At 65.9% G+C, this 17,254-nt stretch carries 8 protein-coding genes; 1 reads left to right on the top strand and 7 read right to left on the bottom strand.

Annotated elements, in window-relative coordinates:
- Nucleotides 1-3: 3 nt before the first annotated feature.
- From ABMC89_RS06525 to ABMC89_RS06545, 5 genes are all read right to left on the bottom strand, one after another.
- Complete coding sequence (locus tag ABMC89_RS06525; RefSeq protein ID WP_349566409.1) at nt 4-714, bottom strand: 4'-phosphopantetheinyl transferase family protein; 711 nt, start codon at nt 712-714, stop codon at nt 4-6.
- Complete coding sequence (locus ABMC89_RS06530; protein ID WP_349566411.1) at nt 711-5,186, bottom strand: MupA/Atu3671 family FMN-dependent luciferase-like monooxygenase; 4,476 nt, start codon at nt 5,184-5,186, stop codon at nt 711-713. Before ABMC89_RS06530 ends, ABMC89_RS06525 begins: the two co-directional genes overlap by 4 nt.
- A complete protein-coding gene (locus ABMC89_RS06535) occupies nt 5,183-6,157 on the bottom strand; it encodes a glycosyltransferase family 2 protein (protein WP_349566413.1) in 975 nt (324 codons plus the stop codon). Before ABMC89_RS06535 ends, ABMC89_RS06530 begins: the two co-directional genes overlap by 4 nt.
- Before the next feature lie 5 nt (nt 6,158-6,162).
- On the bottom strand, nt 6,163-12,576 hold the full coding sequence (locus ABMC89_RS06540) for a type I polyketide synthase (protein WP_349566415.1): 6,414 nt from the start codon (nt 12,574-12,576) through the stop codon (nt 6,163-6,165).
- A 285-nt stretch (nt 12,577-12,861) separates the two neighbouring features.
- Nucleotides 12,862-14,319 (bottom strand): hypothetical protein, encoded by a 1,458-nt coding sequence (locus ABMC89_RS06545; RefSeq protein ID WP_349566417.1) that lies wholly within the window; start codon nt 14,317-14,319, stop codon nt 12,862-12,864.
- A 165-nt stretch (nt 14,320-14,484) separates the two neighbouring features.
- Here ABMC89_RS06545 and ABMC89_RS06550 point away from each other — a divergent pair, with 165 nt between their 5' ends.
- On the top strand, nt 14,485-15,255 hold the full coding sequence (locus ABMC89_RS06550; protein ID WP_349566419.1) for a WecB/TagA/CpsF family glycosyltransferase: 771 nt from the start codon (nt 14,485-14,487) through the stop codon (nt 15,253-15,255).
- On the opposite strand, the gene ABMC89_RS06555 is transcribed toward ABMC89_RS06550, so the two are convergent.
- Entirely contained in the window at nt 15,256-16,197 is a 942-nt protein-coding gene (locus tag ABMC89_RS06555; RefSeq protein WP_349566421.1) for a glycosyltransferase family 2 protein, read from the bottom strand.
- Complete coding sequence (locus tag ABMC89_RS06560) at nt 16,194-17,228, bottom strand: glycosyltransferase family 2 protein (protein ID WP_349566423.1); 1,035 nt, start codon at nt 17,226-17,228, stop codon at nt 16,194-16,196. Before ABMC89_RS06560 ends, ABMC89_RS06555 begins: the two co-directional genes overlap by 4 nt.
- Nucleotides 17,229-17,254: the final 26 nt, after the last annotated feature.

Consider the following 17,254-nt stretch of genomic DNA (forward strand, 5'->3'; position numbering starts at 1 on the left):
CCGTCACCTCCTGCTTGCGGCGTAGACCGTGCCATCAGATTGCCCAATGGCCACCGCGGTGACAAGAACGCCTGCGGCGTGGCAATAGGAACCGGTCAAAATCCGCCCCGCGTCGAAGGGCCCCTGCGCACTTTGGAACGTCGCTTCGAACCGGCTGTCCTCGCGTTCGATGCGCAATTCGATCACTTCGAAGCCGAACAAGGCGCGGCTGAGGGGGTATTGCGCCTTGAAGACGGCTTCCTTGGCGGAAAAAATAAGTCGGGCGAGCAGGCCACGCGAGGCGGGATCCTCGCTGTCGAGCCACGCGCGTTCCGCCGTTGTGCAAATCTCGTGTTCCAGCCCGCGCTCGAGCGGGGCCGCGGTTTCGAGATCGACGCCGATCCCCGCCCAGTCGTCGGAATTGCCGACTGCCGCAACACAGGCATCGGCGGTGTGCGAAATGCTGCCGGTCAGGCCGCGCGGCCAGATCGGCGCCCTGTCGGGCCCCATGGGAACCGGTTCGGGCCGTGCGCCGAGCGCGATCATGGCTTCGCGTGCCGCCGCACGGCCAGCGAGGAACTCAATCTGACGCGCCGGGACCGCAACGGCAACGGCCCCCGCCTCGTCCTTGTGGACCGCTTCCGGCCGTTCCGTCGGATCGCTGGCCGCAACGGCAATGCCATCGGGCAGAACCGATTGCGTCAGCGCCTGGATCAGCTCGCGGTCCGGCGTCACGTTCCCGCTTTCGTGCGGCCCGCGCGCATTGCACGGCGCTTCGACATCGTCTCGCGCCGCTCTTCGGCTGCGGGAGAGGTTTCTTCGGGCGCCGCGGCGGCGGGTGCCCCGCCCTCGTCGATGTGGCGCGCCAGCGCTTCGAGCGTGGGGAAGCGGAAGATGTCGGTGATCGACAAACGGTCCGTCCCCAACGCCGCCCTGATGTCGCGGTGCGCCTGCACGGCCAGCAGCGAATGCCCGCCCAGCGCGAAGAAGTTGTCCGACGCGCGCACCTGCGCGACCCCGAGGATTGCAGACCAAACAGCCGCAATCGCCGCCTGGGTTTCATTTTGCGCAGGCGCTGCGGAAGCCTGTTCAGCCGCATGTTTCGGCTGCGGCTCGGGCAGCGCCTTGCGGTCGATCTTCTTGTTGGGGGTCAGCGGCATCCGGTCGATCGTCACGATCCGCGCGGGCACCATGATCTCGGGCAGGCGCGCCTTCAACGCGTCCAGCAAGGCATCCTCGCCAGCCGGAGAGCCTGTCACATATCCCACAAGCTGCGCCCCGCCCTGCCCCTGTCGCGCGATGACGACCGATTGCGTCACGCCGGGCTGGTTGGACAGAACCGCCTCGATCTCGCCCAGCTCGATCCGGTGGCCACGGATTTTCACCTGATCATCGGCACGGCCCATGAAGGACAGCGTGCCGTCGGGCCGCCACGCCGCCAGATCGCCGGTGCGGTAAAGCCGCCCCTCCCCGAAAGGATTGGGGACGAAACGGTCGGCAGTCATCTCCGGCCGGTTCCAGTAGCCTTGGGTCACCCCGTCACCACCGATCAGCAATTCCCCCGCGACGCCGACAGGTTGGGGCGCCATCCCAGCGTCCAGAACGTAGACCTGCGTGTTGGCGATGGGTGTGCCCACGGCGGCCACCGGATCGGCCCGCGTCACCATCTGCGTGGTCGACCAGATCGTTGTCTCGGTCGGGCCGTACATGTTCTGCACCGTCCCGCCGGTGGCCTGCATCAGATCGTCGGCCAAGGCGCCCGGCAGCGCCTCTCCGCCCACCATCAGCGCCTTGACGCCGGACAGGGCGTGCCGCGTTTCGTCGTTCATCACCAGCATCTGCGCCATCGACGGCGTACATTGCAGATGGCTCACCCGGTGGCGCACCAGCTGCGCGGCGAGCGAGAAATCGTCGTCTTCAAGGCTGCTGCCCGCGTTGGTCCTTTGCAACACCTCGGCAAGCGGCTTCAGCCCTTCCATCACCTGAGGAACGGAAATGCCGTAGTCGATCAGACAGGCGATTTCATCGACCCCGATACGCTTGAGCTCTTCCGCGCGGGCCACGCCGTCCGCGACCGTGCCGAACATGCCGCTGTCGTTGAAATAGCGCTGGAACGCGAATTCGAGGATCGCTTCCATCTCCTCGTCCCCGAGGCTGCCCAGATCGACCTCGAAGGGGTTCTTGACCCCCTCGGGACGCTTGAACGCCGGAAAGGCCCAGGCGTATTGCTTGATCAGGCCGGCGGCAGAGCGCAGGTAGTCCTTCATCGGGCCGCGCGCGATTTCCTCGGCGCGCGCGCGCGTCTGGTCAAGATAGGTGTGCAGCATGACCGTGACAGTGAAATCCGCCGGATCATGTCCGGCCTCGCGCAGCGCCGCATGGTAGAGTTTGATCTTGTCACCCACCTCGGCCACCGATTGTCCCAGAAGGTGGGTCAGCACGTTTGCACCGATCTGGCCCGCTTCTTTCCACGTTTCGGGATTGCCCGCCGTCGTAACCCAAACGGGCAGTTCGGCCGAGACCGGGCGCGGCTGGGTCACCACCGCAAAGGGGCTGCCGTCCTTGGTCGGGAACTCCACCGCCTCGCCGCGCCACAGACGGCGCAGCTGGTCGATGGCGTCATACATCGCGGGCTTGTTCTGGGGCGGCGTGTTTTCGGGGCGCAGGATGAAATCATCCGGCTGCCAGCCCGACGCGATGGCAAGACCCGCTCGTCCGTTCGTCAGGTTGTCGATCACCGCCCATTCCTCGGCGATGCGCGCGGGGTGATGAAGCGGCGCCACGCAAGAGCCCGCCCGCACCGAAAGGGTCTTGGTGACCGCAGCCACCGCCGCGCCGGTTACGGACGGATTGGGATAAGGCCCGCCGAAGGCATGGAAATGCCGCTCCGGTGTCCAGACCGCGTTGAAGCCGTTCGCGTCTGCGAATTTGGCACCTTCGAGCAGCAATTCGTATTTTGCCGGCCCCGCTCCGTCGTCATTTCCCCAGTAAAACAGGTTGAAGTCGATCTTGCGATCCGACACCGCGATCGGACCCCGGCTGAGCTCGGTCCGGCTGTCGTCGCCCGCCAGCACCAGCTTGAACCCGCGCGAGAGCGTCCAGAACAGTTCGAGCACCGAGATATCAAAGCTGAGCGACGTGACCGCCAGCCACGCATCGCCCGCGTCATAAGCGATCCGCTGGTCCATGCCCGCAAAGAAGTTGGCCACATTACCATGACCGACCATCACGCCCTTGGGCGTTCCGGTCGAACCGGAGGTATAGATCAGATAGGCCAGCGTATCCGCCGTTGCCCCCGCCGAAGGGTTGGCATCGGATGCGGTGGCAATGTCGGGATCCGTGTCGATCAACAGGTGCTGCGCATCGCTTTCCGGCAGCGATGCGGCCAGCGCGGATTGCGTGACGATCACGGGAGCGCCGCTGTCCGAGATATAATGCGCGATGCGGTTTTCGGGATAGGCCGGATCCAGCGGCACATAGGCTCCGCCCGCCTTCAGAATGCCCAGCGCGCCCACCAGCAGATCGGGGCCGCGCGCCACGCAGAGCCCCACGGGCGTGCCGACCGTGACACCGCGCGCGCGCAGGACATGCGCCAGCCGGTTCGCCGCCGCATTGAGCGCCGCATAGCTCATGCTGCGGTCCTCGAAAACAAGGGCCGTCGCATCCGGCGTGCGCGCGACCTGCGCCTCGAAAGCGGCGTGGATCGGGGTCGCGTCGTATTCTGTCGCGGTGGCATTCCACTGCTCGGTGGCAAGACTGCGTTCGGACGCAGGCATCCCGTCGTTGCCCGCCAGAAGATGGTCGAGCCGCGCCGCCAGAAGATCCATCGCCTGCGCCGACAGCAGCCCGTTGTCGCCGTGCAGAACGATCTCGCTTCCCGCCACGACTGCGGTCAGCGTGGCCCCGTCGACAGGCGCCTGAGCGATGCAGAATGCGGGACGCGCGGCGGGGATCGCGGGGTCGCGCGCCGGCAGGTCGGTCGGGAAACCGGCAGTAGCCTCGATGCGCGACAGCTGCGCCGGAAGATCCCCCCCGCATCGCAGTGGCACCCAGTCGCTCCCATGGCCCGCAGCAATGGGCGTCACCGCATAGGCCACATCACCATCACCCTGCCCTGCGCCCAAAAGCGCGAGCCGGGTCAGCGCCGCAATCGCGTCGGCGCCCGCCGGAATGGCACAGCGACGCTCGCTCCGGATGCCCGAAGCACTGCCCTGCGCCAGCGGCACCGGCAGCGGATCCATGGCAAGAAGCCGGCTGCGCCAGTATCCTTCGTCCGCCGACAGCCGATCCTGCAAGACACCGGCATCTTCCGCGACCGGATCAAGCACCGCGCCGCTTTGCGGCAGGGGCTGACCGTGGCCCAGCGCCGCCACCCCGCCAAGACGCACGGCCCCGTCGGCGCAGGCCACAACCAACGCATCGGCTTCAGATGACAGCACCTGCCCTGCGGGTCCGGCGCCATCCGCCACCTCGGCGCGCGCAACCGTGTAAAGCGCCCCGTCCAAGGCGATTTTCGCGATCCCGAGCGGGTTCCAGTATCCGCCGAAATCAAGGCCCCGCACCAGCGCGTCGATCGCGGCGGCACTCTGTGTGAAATCGATCAGCCCCAGCGGCGCGGGCCGGTCGTCCCGCGCGAAATAGCTGCGCTGGCTCAGGTCCTGCGGCGTCCGTTCAAGCGTGCCGGTTTCAAGCTGCGCCAGAACACGGCCGAAGCTTTCCATGCCCGCCGCATAGCATTTCGAGTTCAGCGAAAACGCGGTCTCGCCGTCGGCAATGTCGATCAGTTCCTGCGCCAGCAGGTCGCCCTCGTCCACGCCGCCCTCAATCATGTGCCAGCTGACGCCGTGCCGGCGTTCGCGGTTGACGATGGCCCATGCCGGGGTGTTCAGACCCGCATACCGTGGCAACGGACCATCGTGGAAGTTGACCGCGCCCTTGGTGGCAAGGGCCAGAACATCGCCGGGGATGATCCGCAGGTTCGCGATGCTGAGCAGCCAGTCGAACCGGTCCGCCCCTGCCAGATCGGCAAAGCGCGCGAAGACAGGCACCGATTGCCCTTCGGCCCAGGCGCGCACATCGGCGTCACGGGTGACGACCGCCGCAACATGATGCCCGCCCGCCACGATCATGTCGGCACAGGCAATCGTGAGCGATTCGTCCCCCGCGATGACGCAGGAAAAAGCGGACGGATTGAAAAGTGCAGTCATGGTCGGTCCTCCCGATTGAGGCGATAGGGCGTTGTAGCGTGGGCAAGCAGATCACGCAAAAACCACGCCGGATCCTGCGGACGGCGGCCTGCCAGCCCCGTACGCAGACGGTGGAGTATTCCGCCCGCCAGATGCGCAAGCAATGCCATGGCCGCATACAGGCGCCCGTGGTTCTTGATGAAATAGTGGCGGCGCGAATCGTACCAGAACCCGGGCATGCGGCTGCGCGTCTTCATGCCGGTCGACACCGACCCGATATGCACCACGCGTGCCTCTGTCACATACCAGCACCGCCATCCCGCGCGCGCCGCGCGCAGGCACAGATCCGTTTCCTCGAAATAGAGGAAGAAGGCTTCGTCAAAGAGGCCGATCCGGTCCAGCATCTCGCGGCGCAGCATCATGCTGGCCCCGGCGCTCCAGTCGACCTCGCGGGTGGCCGCGATGTCGAGGATCGGCACCCGCGCATCCGCCAGCAGCCGCGAGACGACGCCAAGACGCGCCGCGCCCTCGAACTCGCCCGCGATGCTGGGAAAGCGGAACGCGGTGGTGTGGGTCATCCCGTCCTCGCCGCGCACGTGGCTGCACGCGATCCCCGCATCGGGGTGGTTTTCTAGGTGGCTGACCAGCGTTGCAATGCAGCCGGGATCCGGAAACGCGTCCGAATTCAGCAGGTAGACATAGTCGGGGCTGCTCCCGTCACGCATCCCTGCCCGGATGCCGATGTTGTTGCCCGCGCCGAAGCCGCCGTTGACGGAGGATTCTATTACCCGCACCAGACCTTCCGCGCCCCAGCCGCGCGCCGCGACCTCGCGGTGGAACATCTCGGCCGATCCGTCACCGGAGGCATTGTCGACGATCACCATCTCCGCGCCCAGACCGCGCAGATCCCCCAGCGCCGCCTCGGCCGCGCGCAATGTCATCTGCGGCGTCCGGTAGTTCAGCAGGACGCAAAGAACCCGTGGTGATGCCATTGCCTCTACTCCGCCGCCGTTGCCTGCGGCACGCCCTCTTCGCCTGCCAGCGCCTCTGCGATGATCTCTCGCAGCTCGGCCCCCAGCACGACGACGTTGGGCGACAGGACCATGCTGACGTGATCGCCCGGCACTTCGACCACCTGAAGGTTGGGGGCATGTTTGCGCCAGTCATTGTCCTCAAGCACATACTCGCGTTCGGAACTGACCCACGCTCCGGCGGAGACCTTCCAATGCAGATCGAGCGGCGGGCGGAACAGCGTCATCGGACCGTCCCACTGCGGCGTCTCATAGGCACCGACCGCGCCCAGAAATGCTTCCTGCACCTTGAGATTGTTGAACTCCGCCCCCGGCGCCGTGCCTTGCGGGGTGCCTGCACCGGCGCGTTTCTCACGCTCCCACGCGATGCGGTTGCGCGCCCATTCGGCCAGATACCGCGGCCCCTTGCTGCGCAATTCCGCCAGCTTGATGATCGCCTTGTCGCGCCGCGTGAGCGCGGGCCGCACCGGCAGCGGCGTGTCGAGCAGCGCCAGAACGCCGACACGCTCTCCGGCGCGGTGCAGTTGTTGCGCCATTTCGTAGGCGGTGATCCCGCCCCCGGAATAGCCCGACAGCAGATAGGGGCCCTCGGGCTGGACGCGTTTGATTTCCTTCAGATAATCCGCAGCGGCATCCGCAACCGTCGTATGCGGCGCGCGGCTGCCGACAAGGCCGCGGGCCTGCACGCCGTAAACCGCGCGGTCCCCACCGAATTGCAGCGCCAGATGGCGCAGGTTCAGGACGTTGCCGAACATGCCCGCCACGATGAACATGGGCGGTGCACGGCCGGGATCCACGGCATTGAGGGCGACCAGATGCTCGAACGTGCCGGTAGTCTCATCCTTGGCGCCATCGGTGGTCTGCGCGGCATCACCCGTGCCGATCCGCGCCGCGATCTGGGCAATCGTCGGTGCCTCGAACAGGATCGACAGCGGGAATTCGACACCGAACTCGCGTTTGACGGCGGCGAACAGCCGGACCGCGATCAGCGAATGCCCACCGAGATCGAAGAAACTGTCCTCGACCCCGACGGGCGAGACGCCAAGCAGCTGCGACCACATCGCCGCCAGCTTTTCCTCGACCGCATTGCGCGGGGCGACAAAACCTTCAAGGTCGCTCCGCTCGAAACCCTGACCCGCTTGCGCGACACGGGGCGGCTGGTTGGCCTGCGCGATCAACCCCTCCAGCGGCAGCGACGACACGAAGATCTGCGGCGCACCGACCGCGATCGCGCGCTCCAGCGCCTGCGGCCCTTCGCGGGCAGTGATCCCCTGGGCCACCGTATAGGCCAGCCGCTCCTCCGCCTCGCTGCGCGGGCGGTCGAGATCGTCGCCGGCCTCGTCGAACAGCACTTCGGCGGCGGTCAACGGCGCGGCCTGCGCCGAAAACCCACCCGACAGGCGCGTCATGGCAAAGTCGCGCACTTCGGCCAGAACGCGGCCATCGGTGTCGGTAATCGTGACGTCGAAACGGGCTTCTCCGGTGCTGCCGCACAGCCGGACGTGGCTGAAGATTTCGGATTCGAGCGGTGCGTAGACGACGATCTCTCCGTAGGAGACGGGAACCCAGAGGTCCTTTGCATCGTAATCGCGCGCCAGTGCTACGGCCCAGCCGGTTGCCAGATCCAGCAGGCCGGGGTGCAGGACGTGCCCGTCGTCCGCCGCGCCGTCCAGACGCAGATGGGCCAGCCCCTCGGCATCGCCGAACTGGCGCGCGCGCAGGACGTGCCACTGCGGCCCGAAGGCCAGATGCGCCTCTTGCGGGGTGGTCAGGCGGTCGTCCGACCGCTCGACCGGCCCGAGGCGCGCGCGGATCGCGTCCAGATCGACCGGCCCGGGCGCGGCCTGTGCTCCCTGAGCGATGCGCGCCTCCGCATGGATTTGCCAGCCCGCCTTGCCGCCAAGCGTGCAGTCGCTGCGCAGCTGTGCGTCATAGCCGCCAGCTGCATCCCGCCGCAGGCTGATCCGCAGGTGCCTGTCCTGCCCTTCGGGCGCGGTAAGCGGGCGCAGAAAATACAGATCATTCAGCGCCAGCGGGAAACCCGCGCCAGCGCCGCGCGCGGCCTCGGCAAGGGCTTCGACCATGCCCGTGCCGGGCATCACCGCCAGGCCGTCGGTCATACGGTGCTGGTCCAGCACCCAGTCCCGCGATGTCAGCGTCGCGGCGAACCGGGTTTCGCCCTCGAGCGACTGCTGCGTCTGCAAGAGCGGCGCCGAAATCTGGCGGGGCGGGAGCACATCGACATTCGCCGCCCCCACCGCTTCGGCAGCCATGCCCACATCTGACCAGACACCCCAGTTCACCGCCGTGACGCGCGTCTGCCCGCCCTGCCGCGCCTTGGCAAAGGCGTTGAAGTATTCGTTCGCGGCCACGTAATCCACCTGCCCCGCGGCCCGGACAGCCGTCGAGGTGGACGAGAACAGCACCATCAGATCGACAGCACCGTCCGGCAGCAACTGCTCCAGCACCCGCAGGCCCAGAACCTTCGGCGCGAGCACGGCATCGACCTGCTCTTGGGTCTTTGCCAGAAGCGGCTGGTCATCCAGCGCACCGGCGGCGTGGATGACACCGTTGATCCGGCCTTCGGACTGCAATCCGTCGATGACACGGCGCATCTGCGCGACGTTGATGACATCCGCCGTGCGCACATCGACGCGCCCCTTGCCGATGCTTTCGAGGCGTTCGATGGCGCGGATGCGCCGTGCGGTCGGATCGCTTGCCGGTCTGTTCTGCAAGATATCCGTCCACGCCTCCCGCGCGGGAATGGGCGTGCGGCTGAGCAGCACGACGCGCGCGTCGAAACGTGCAAGCAAATCGGCTGCGACCGTCCGGCCAATGCCGCCGAACCCCCCGGTGATCAGATAGGTGCCGCCACGCTCGAATACCGGTGTCTCGACCGTGCCCAGCCGACGGGAACCGAGGCGTTCGACATAGCGTTTCGCCCCGCGCAGCGCGGCCTTGTCCGACGAAGGCGCGGCAAGAAGCTCTTCGAGCACCGGTGCGACCAGCGGCTCGAGACTGACCGGTTCGCTGCGCGCGAAAAAGCCCCGTTGCACAGGCGGCTCCGGCAGCACGAGGTCCAGCGTGCTCGCCGTCAGGCCCGCGATTTCGCGCGGCATCACGCCCAAGGGGCCGCTAATCATCGTTTTTTCGGGACGCGCCAGACCTTCGTCGCCGACACGGGCAGCACCATTGGTCAGCACCGTCAGATGGCACTCAGGCATATCGTCGAGATCGGCCAGCGCCTTTCCAAGCCACAGAAGGCTCAGGAAGCCCTGTTCGACGTTACGTTCAAAGAAATTGCTGCCGGGTCGGAAATCCTGCGATTGAGTGACCAGCCAGAAATGGGCGATCCGCTCGGGCAGCGCACCGCGCGCGGCCAGGGCCCCCAGCAGCGCGACATAACCATCGCCCCCCTGTTCGGGCGCAAGCGTATAGCGCCCCTCGCCCAGATCGGCGTAGCCGTCGCCCGCGTGCACAGTGCTGAGCCGCGCACCGGCGGCGCGCAGACGTGCGATCACCGGATCCGCCAGACCGTCCGCATCCGCGAACACAAGCCAGTTCTGCCCCGCCACCGACTGCATCGCGGCCTCGAGATCCGCGTCCACATCGGCGTAGGCGGGGCGCCACGCGGGCACCATGCCCCAATCGGCGATATCGTCGATCCGCGCCAGCGCGGTTTTGGGTGCCTCGGCAACCGAAACCGAGGGTTCGATGAAATAGGCGCTGCGCTGGAAACGGTAGGTCGGCAGCACCACGCGGTTGCGGCGCGCCTCGCCCCAGATCTGCGCCCAGTCCGCCTCCACCCCGCAGGCCCAGAGCCTGCCGATGATCCCCATGAAATAGACATCGTCCGCGATGCTCTGGTCCGGGTGGCGCAGCGTGCTGAGCACCTGCGCGGGCTTGACCGTGGGTGACATCTGCGCCAGCGACGACAGCGCCTTGCCCGGCCCGACCTCGAGGAACACCCGGGCGCTGTCGCGCGACAGGCTGTCGATGCAATCGGCGAAATGCACGGTATGGCGCAGCTGTTCGACCCAGTAGTCGGGATCGGTCGCCTGCTCGGATGTAATCCGCTCTCCCGTCCGGTTGGACCAGAACGGCATCTGCGGGGCCTTCAGATCGAGGGCAGCCAGAAAACCGCGGTACTCAGCGAGGATCGGATCCAGCATCCGGCTGTGCGCGGCGATGTCGATGGCGATGCGCTGGCTGTCGATCCCGTCCGCCGCAAGGCGGGCGGCCAGCGCGGTCAGTGCGGCATCGGGACCGGACACGGCGGTCAGTTCGGGACCGTTCACCGACGCGATGTCCAGATCCTCTGCAAGGTAGGGTTCGATCGCGGCCCGCGACACCGGCACGCTGAGCATACCGCCCGCCGGCACGCTGTCGAACAGCAGCCCGCGCAGGAGAACCAAATCGATCAGATCCTCGAACCGCATCACGCCCGCCAGACAGGCGGCGACGTTCTCGCCCATCGAGTGCCCGACCATCGCCGCGGGCTGCACGCCCCAGGACATCCACAGCTGCGCCAGAGCATATTCGGTGATCGCGATCAGCGGCAGCTGCACCGAGGGCGTCTTGAGCTTTTCGGCCGCCGCTGGCGCGTCCGCCTCCTCGGGCAGCCAGAGCGCGCGGATGTCATACTCAAGCTGCGGTGCCAGATGATCGAGCCCGCGGTCCATAGCATCGGCAAAGACCGGTTCGGTCTCGTAAAGATCGCGGGCCATGCCGGGGTACTGCGCCCCGCCGCCGGGGAACATGAACACGACTTCGGGGTCATCGCCCAGAACGTCGTGGGTAAAGACGCGGCGGGTATCGCCTGCCTCCAGCAGATCGGCGGCTTCGAGGGCGGTTTCGGCAACCACCACACGACGCCGCGCGAAACCGCGACGCCCCTGTTTCAGGGTATAGGCCACATCCGCCAGATCGACGTCGGGATTGGCGCGCAGATAGGCTGCGAGCGCTGCGGTATTCGCGTCGAGCGCCGCCTTCGACCGGCCCGAGATCACCAGCGGATGGAAGGGAAAATCGCTTTCTTCCGATGCGGCCCGCTTGGGCGCTTCGGCGAGGATCATATGCGCGTTGGTTCCGCCCACCCCTAGCGCGTTGATGGCCGCATGGCGCGGCGTGTCCCGCCGGGGCCAGGGCGACAGGCGGTCATTTACCCGAAACGGGCTGCCGTCGAAAGCGATGGCAGGGTTCGGCGCCTCGAACCCCAGCGAGGGCGGCATCGCCTCGTGGTGCAGCGCCAGACCCGCCTTGACCAGGCCCGCCACACCAGCGGCGGTATCAAGGTGGCCGATGTTGGTCTTCACCGAGCCGATGCGACAGAAACCGGTGCGATCGGTCTGCTTGCGGTAGGCTTCGGTCAGCGCCGCGACCTCGATCGGGTCGCCCAGATAGGTGCCGGTGCCGTGGCATTCGACAAGCTCGATCTGGTCGGCGGAAACCTCCGCAGCGGCCAGCGCCAGCCCGATCGCCTGCGCCTGACCGTCGACCGAGGGCGCAAGGTATCCCGCCTTGGCCGCGCCGTCATTGTTGATCGCGGAGCCCTTGATGACCGCCCAGATGTGATCGCCGTCCGCCTGCGCATCCGACAAACGCTTCAGCGCGACACACCCCGCGCCCGAGCCGAAAACGGTTCCCTGTGCGCGGTGATCGAACGCATGGCATTCACCGTCGGGCGACAGGATCTCGTTTTCCTTGAACAGATACCCCCGACCCTGCGGCAGTTCGATCGTCACCCCTCCCGCCAGCGCCATATCGACCTCGCCCGCGCGCAGGGCAGCGGCGGCATAGTGGATCGCGACAAGCGATGTGGAACAGGCCGTCTGGAGGTTTACCGACGGTCCCTTGAGATCGAACACATGGCTGACCCGCGTTGACAGGAAATCCTTGTCGTTGCCGGTGTGGCGCAGCAGGAACATGCCGACATCGTCGACCAGATCGGGGTTCGAGCAGATATTGAAATAGAAATAGCTGCCCATGCCGCAGCCCGCATAGACGCCGATCGGGCCCGGCACGGTCTCGGGCACGTGGCCGGCCTGTTCCATCGCCTCCCACGCGACTTCGAGGAACTTGCGATGCTGGGGATCGAGGATCGCCGCGTCCTTGGGCGAGAAGCCGAAGAAATCGGCGTCGAAAGTCTCGAACCCTTCGAGATCGGCGGCAGCGCGAACGTAGTTGCGCCGCGCGATGGCTTCGGGCGTTTCACCGTTCGCAAGAAGCTCCTGCTCGCTCAATTTCCGGATCGAGGAGATACCGCTGCGCAGATTTTCCCAGTAGGCGTCGAGAGACCCCGCGCCGGGCACGTTCACGGCCATTCCGACGATGGCAATATCTTCATCCGCGCGACTGCTCTCGCGACCCGTGTTGATCATGCTGTATCACCCCGTCGTCCACAATTGCTCAGACTGGAGCCCCCATCGTTACCTACCAAACAAGCGGCTGTTTCCCTACAGTTTTCCGCAACCCGGAAACCAGGAACAGCCCGCTACACCCTTTATTTCATTGACACATCATTCATTTTCAAGGGCTGTCCTGCGACCACAGTAGCACAACAGTCCCACGCATCCACGTTCATTGGCGCCGCATTGATTACAATCCTGCCATATTTTCCAGAATCGACCCATTCTGCGGACCGCGCCGCAGCCCGGTGCAGACGGCTACAGCAGCGTGCGCTGGCTCAGCTTGCGGGGCGCGCCGATGACAGGATCGGCGGAAAAAGCGTATTTGCGGGTCCGCACCGGTCGCGGGCTCAGACGTTCCACATGGCCCAGAATCGCCCCCGCCACCAGCCAGATGAAAGGCGTCAGCGTGGCATTGAGCAGCATATCCGTCATTGTCACACCCAGAACCAGCGACACCGCGCCGATGTAGGGCGAAACCGCCGCCTTGCGGTCGCGCAGCATGCGCCAGGTCAGCAGCAAAAGAGGCAGGGCAAGCAATCCGAACTCGGCCAGATATCCCAACCAGCCGAAGGTCCCGAAAACGATAATCCAGCGCCCGTCGGGGATCGTCATGATCTCGCCGGTTTCGGAATCGCGCACGAGGCTACGGCCCCATCCCGACCATCCGAAGGCCGGTTTTTCCGCCGCGCGCTCAAGCAATTGCGCCTCGTTGTTGAACCTGTATTCCAGCGATTCCGCCCGCGCGGGATTAAGCTGCTGCACCTCGGCCACGATCTCGTCCGTGGGGATCACGCCAAAGTTGCGCAGCATCGGGTAGGTCACCGCGACGATGGCCATGGCCGTCGCCAGATAGATCATCCAGCGGCGCGGGAAAAATAGGACGACGGGCAGCAGGACCAAACCATAGGCAATGGACGCGGCACTTTTGCACAACAGCAGGAACACCAGCATGAATACCGTCACCAGCACCAACTTCCACCGGTCTATCGCAGGCGCAAGACGTGTCAGCGCCGCCGAAGCGATAAGCGCGGTGCATACGAAGATCGCCAGCCACAGACCGTGGGGCAGAAACACGATGGGGCGAAAGCCGCCCGCGCGCATGGTCTGTTCAAAGCTGTGCTGGAAAAACCCGTAGACCAGAATGTTCGTCTGCGGTGACACCATGATCTCGAAGAAGGAGGGCACCGAATAGAACAGCGCCCCCGCCACCAGCGCCACGAGCAATTCGCGCAATCCTGTCTCGCTGCTCAGGAACTGTCGCGCGATCAGGAAGGGCACGACCGTCAGCGTCTGTGCGATCAGGACCGACCCGATGTCGCGCACCGACTGGCCCGGCAAAGCGTCGACCAGAAATAGGATCGGATCGGCGTCGCGCAATACCTCGAACAGGATGGGTTCGCGGTTGGTCAGCACCGTTGGCACCGCGCAGAGCACCAGCAAAAGCACCAGAATCCGCGCAAGCCAGCTTTCGGGGACCAGCCTGACCCGATGCGCAGTGGCAAACAGCAGGATCGCCAGAACGCTGATGTTGGGGATCGACACCTTGTCCAGCGCGGGCACCAGCGGCAGATTGAATTCCGCAAGCGGTGGCAAAAGCAGATACCCGCCGAGGATCGACCAGATGATCGCCCGCTCGACGCGAAGGTTGCGGAACAGCACAAGGCAGACCGCAGGCCAGATCGCCAGCATCAGATATGCAATCGCGTTGGGCATCGTTTTCCTGTGACGGCGTGAGTTCCTTCAAATACACTCTTGGCCGGTTCAAGTCATCAGGCTAGTTTCCCCCAAACGCAGACGCGCGCCGCCCAAAGAGAACCCGCAAACATCAGATATGATTGAACTTTTATCCAATTCAACACCCTGCGGCGGGGCCTTTCTGTGGCATCCGTGCACGGTGCGGCGGTGAAATTCGGACAGGGCCGTTCAGCGGTCGAGGTCAATATCGCGTCAGCCACGCGATTGTTTCAGGTGATCCGCGACCGCTTTGCCCGGAAAGAGGGATTCGCGCTGGCCACGCTGAACCTAGATCACCTCACAAAACTGCCTGTCGATCAGGCCTTTGCCGACGCCTACCGCGCCCACGATCTGGTGGTGGCCGACGGGCGGCCGGTTGTCTGGCTGTCGCGGCTGGCGCGCCGCCCTGTGGCGTTGATGCCGGGGTCCGATCTGGTCATCCCGCTGTGCAATACCGCCGCCGAGATGGATGTGCCTGTCGCGCTGATCGGAAGCACGCAGGATGCGCTGGAGGGCGCGCAGGCGGCATTGCAGCAGTCCGTGCCGGGGCTGGTGGTGTCCTATATCCACGCGCCCGCCTTCGGCTTCGATCCCGTGTCGGACGCGGCGGGCGCGATCTGCGATGCGCTCGACGCCAGCGGTGCGCGGTTGTGCTTCATCGCACTTGGCGCCCCGAAACAGGAGATATTCGCAGCCTTCGCACGCGGTCGCTGCCCGCAGGTCGGCTTCGCTTCCGTGGGGGCCGGGCTGGATTTTCTGTCCGGTCATCAGGTGCGCGCACCGCGGATCATGCGTGCGGTTTCGCTGGAGTGGTTTTGGCGCGCCTTGCAAAGCCCGCGCCGCATGGTGCCGCGCTACGCAAGATGTTTCGCGATCCTGCCGCGCCTGACAGTACAGGCGCTGCGGCAGCGCTGATCACTTGTATTCGATGATCCCGCGCCGCCTGTTCCGCATCTGATCGGTAAGATAGCCCAGCGCGCCGCGCGCCTCGGCAAACTTGCCCAGAACGGTGAAAAAGGCCCACGCCCAGCCGCCGTGCCGTGCAAGGCGCAAGACCTGAACCGGATAGACCAGCAGCCCCAGCAACGCGACCGGACCAGCCACAAGCACGGCACCAGCGATGACGAGCGGCACGCCCGCCCCCCAGACAAGCGCCCTGCGCCTTTCGCGCACCCAGTGCCGTTCGGGCGCTGCACCATGAAGCGCTGCCCCTTCGGCAAAGGCGTAGCCCGCGCGCACCGTCCGGCGCCACCACTGGCCGAATTTCGTGACCTGCGCATCATGCGCCGTCATTTCCGCATCGAGCCGCCAGATGCCCCACCCCGCCTGACGCAGCCTAACGCACAGTTCCGGCTCCTCCCCCGCGATCAGGCTTTCGCGGTAGCCGCCGACACCGCGCAACGGCGCAACCCGCATCAGCGCGTCCCCACCGCAGGCCTTTGCGGCGCCTGGGGGCGTATCCCATTCGCGGTCGATCAGCCGGTTGTAGACGGAGGCATCCGGCGCGATCTCGCGCCGGCGTCCGCAGACGACCGCCACCTCGGGATGCCCCTGAAGGAACTGCCGCGCCGTGGCGATCCAGCCTGCGTCGAGCACACAGTCCCCGTCCAGAAATTGCACCAGATCGGTGCTGTCCGGCAGTGCGGACAGACCCGCGTTTCGCGCCCGCGCCGCGGTAAAGGGCTGGGTCATGTCCAGCTCAACCACGGTCGCGCCAAGCCGCCTGGCCGCTGCGACCGACCCGTCGGTCGATCCGCTGTCGACGTAGATCACGGGCGACAGGCCGCGCAGGCTTTGCAGGCAGGCAATCAGCCGTGCGCCTTCGTTGCGGCCGATCACCACCGCTGCAACGCTCATTGCGACACTTGGGCGATGTGGCGGGTAAAGCTGTCCGAGCGGACCAGAAACCCGCCCTCGTAAAGCGCGTCGATGCCTGTCCAGCGCGCCGCGCTGTCGGCATATAGCGACACATCGGGTGTCTCCTCCAGCACGGCAAGGCGCGCGCGGTCCTCGCCATGGGCAAGGCCGGCGGCCTGTGCGCGATCGCGCGCGGCGCTGTTGCCCGCGAACTTGTAGTGCCGGATCACCGCGCTGAAATCAGCGAGCTTCACCCCCTGTGACAGATGCGGATGCGGCGCGGGCCGGACCTGCGGCCCGTTGAAGATCAGCGGGTGTTTGGTCAGGCAGCACGCCTCTGCGAACACCCGCCCGCGCACCCCGCCAAAGTAGAACTGCAAGGACGCCGACGGCACGGTATTGTCGCGCAACAGCGCTTCGAAGGGGATATCCGGACTGTGATAATCGAAGCGGTCGATCGTCGTGGTGTCGTAGAACCGGAACCGTTCCAGCGATTGCGCAAAGTCGAGGTGCGCCGTTTCGGACAGCGGCGCGTCGGGAAACATCTCGAGCATTTGCGCCATCAGGGCGGTGTCGCCCCGGCCCTCGAGATAGCCGATCAGGCCGGACAGGCCGATCCGGTCACGCCCCTCGAAATCGAACTGCTCGTCCATATCGACATAAAGACACCACCGGTCCGCCCCGTAGGTCTGCGCGGGATAGGCGCGCATCAGATCCTCGAACTGCGCCAGTGGCAGCGCCACGCGGTCGATCACCGTCCCCGGCTCCCGCGCGATCCGCGCACAGGTGCCGTCGGTTGATCCGTTGTCGACAAAAGCAAAGGATTTGATCCCCAGCCGCCGGTAATAGTCGAAAAATGCGTCCAGATGGTACATGCCGTTCCGCACGAGCACGATGGCCAGCACGTCACCTGAGCCAACATCGGATGGATCGCCGTGCACATGTTCCAGCGCACGCGCAAAGCGGCGTCTTCGCTTCCGCTCGGAGATCCGGCGGCGCAGCCGGGTAAGAAGAGAGGGCCGATTGCTCATCCCTTCGGCATTACGGAATTCCGCCG

Source organism: Sulfitobacter sp. HNIBRBA3233, from assembly GCF_040149665.1.
Lineage (GTDB): Bacteria > Pseudomonadota > Alphaproteobacteria > Rhodobacterales > Rhodobacteraceae > Sulfitobacter > Sulfitobacter marinivivus.

Excerpts from the sequence above, each read along its gene's own strand:
- ABMC89_RS06530 (WP_349566411.1), bottom strand. The coding sequence starts at position 5,186 with ATGACTGCACTTTTCAATCCGTCCGCTTTTTCCTGCGTCATCGCGGGG.
- ABMC89_RS06535 (WP_349566413.1), bottom strand. The coding sequence starts at position 6,157 with ATGGCATCACCACGGGTTCTTTGCGTCCTGCTGAACTACCGGACGCCG.
- ABMC89_RS06540 (WP_349566415.1), bottom strand. The coding sequence starts at position 12,576 with ATGATCAACACGGGTCGCGAGAGCAGTCGCGCGGATGAAGATATTGCC.
- ABMC89_RS06545 (WP_349566417.1), bottom strand. The coding sequence starts at position 14,319 with ATGCCCAACGCGATTGCATATCTGATGCTGGCGATCTGGCCTGCGGTC.
- ABMC89_RS06555 (WP_349566421.1), bottom strand. The coding sequence starts at position 16,197 with ATGAGCGTTGCAGCGGTGGTGATCGGCCGCAACGAAGGCGCACGGCTG.
- ABMC89_RS06560 (WP_349566423.1), bottom strand. The coding sequence starts at position 17,228 with ATGAGCAATCGGCCCTCTCTTCTTACCCGGCTGCGCCGCCGGATCTCC.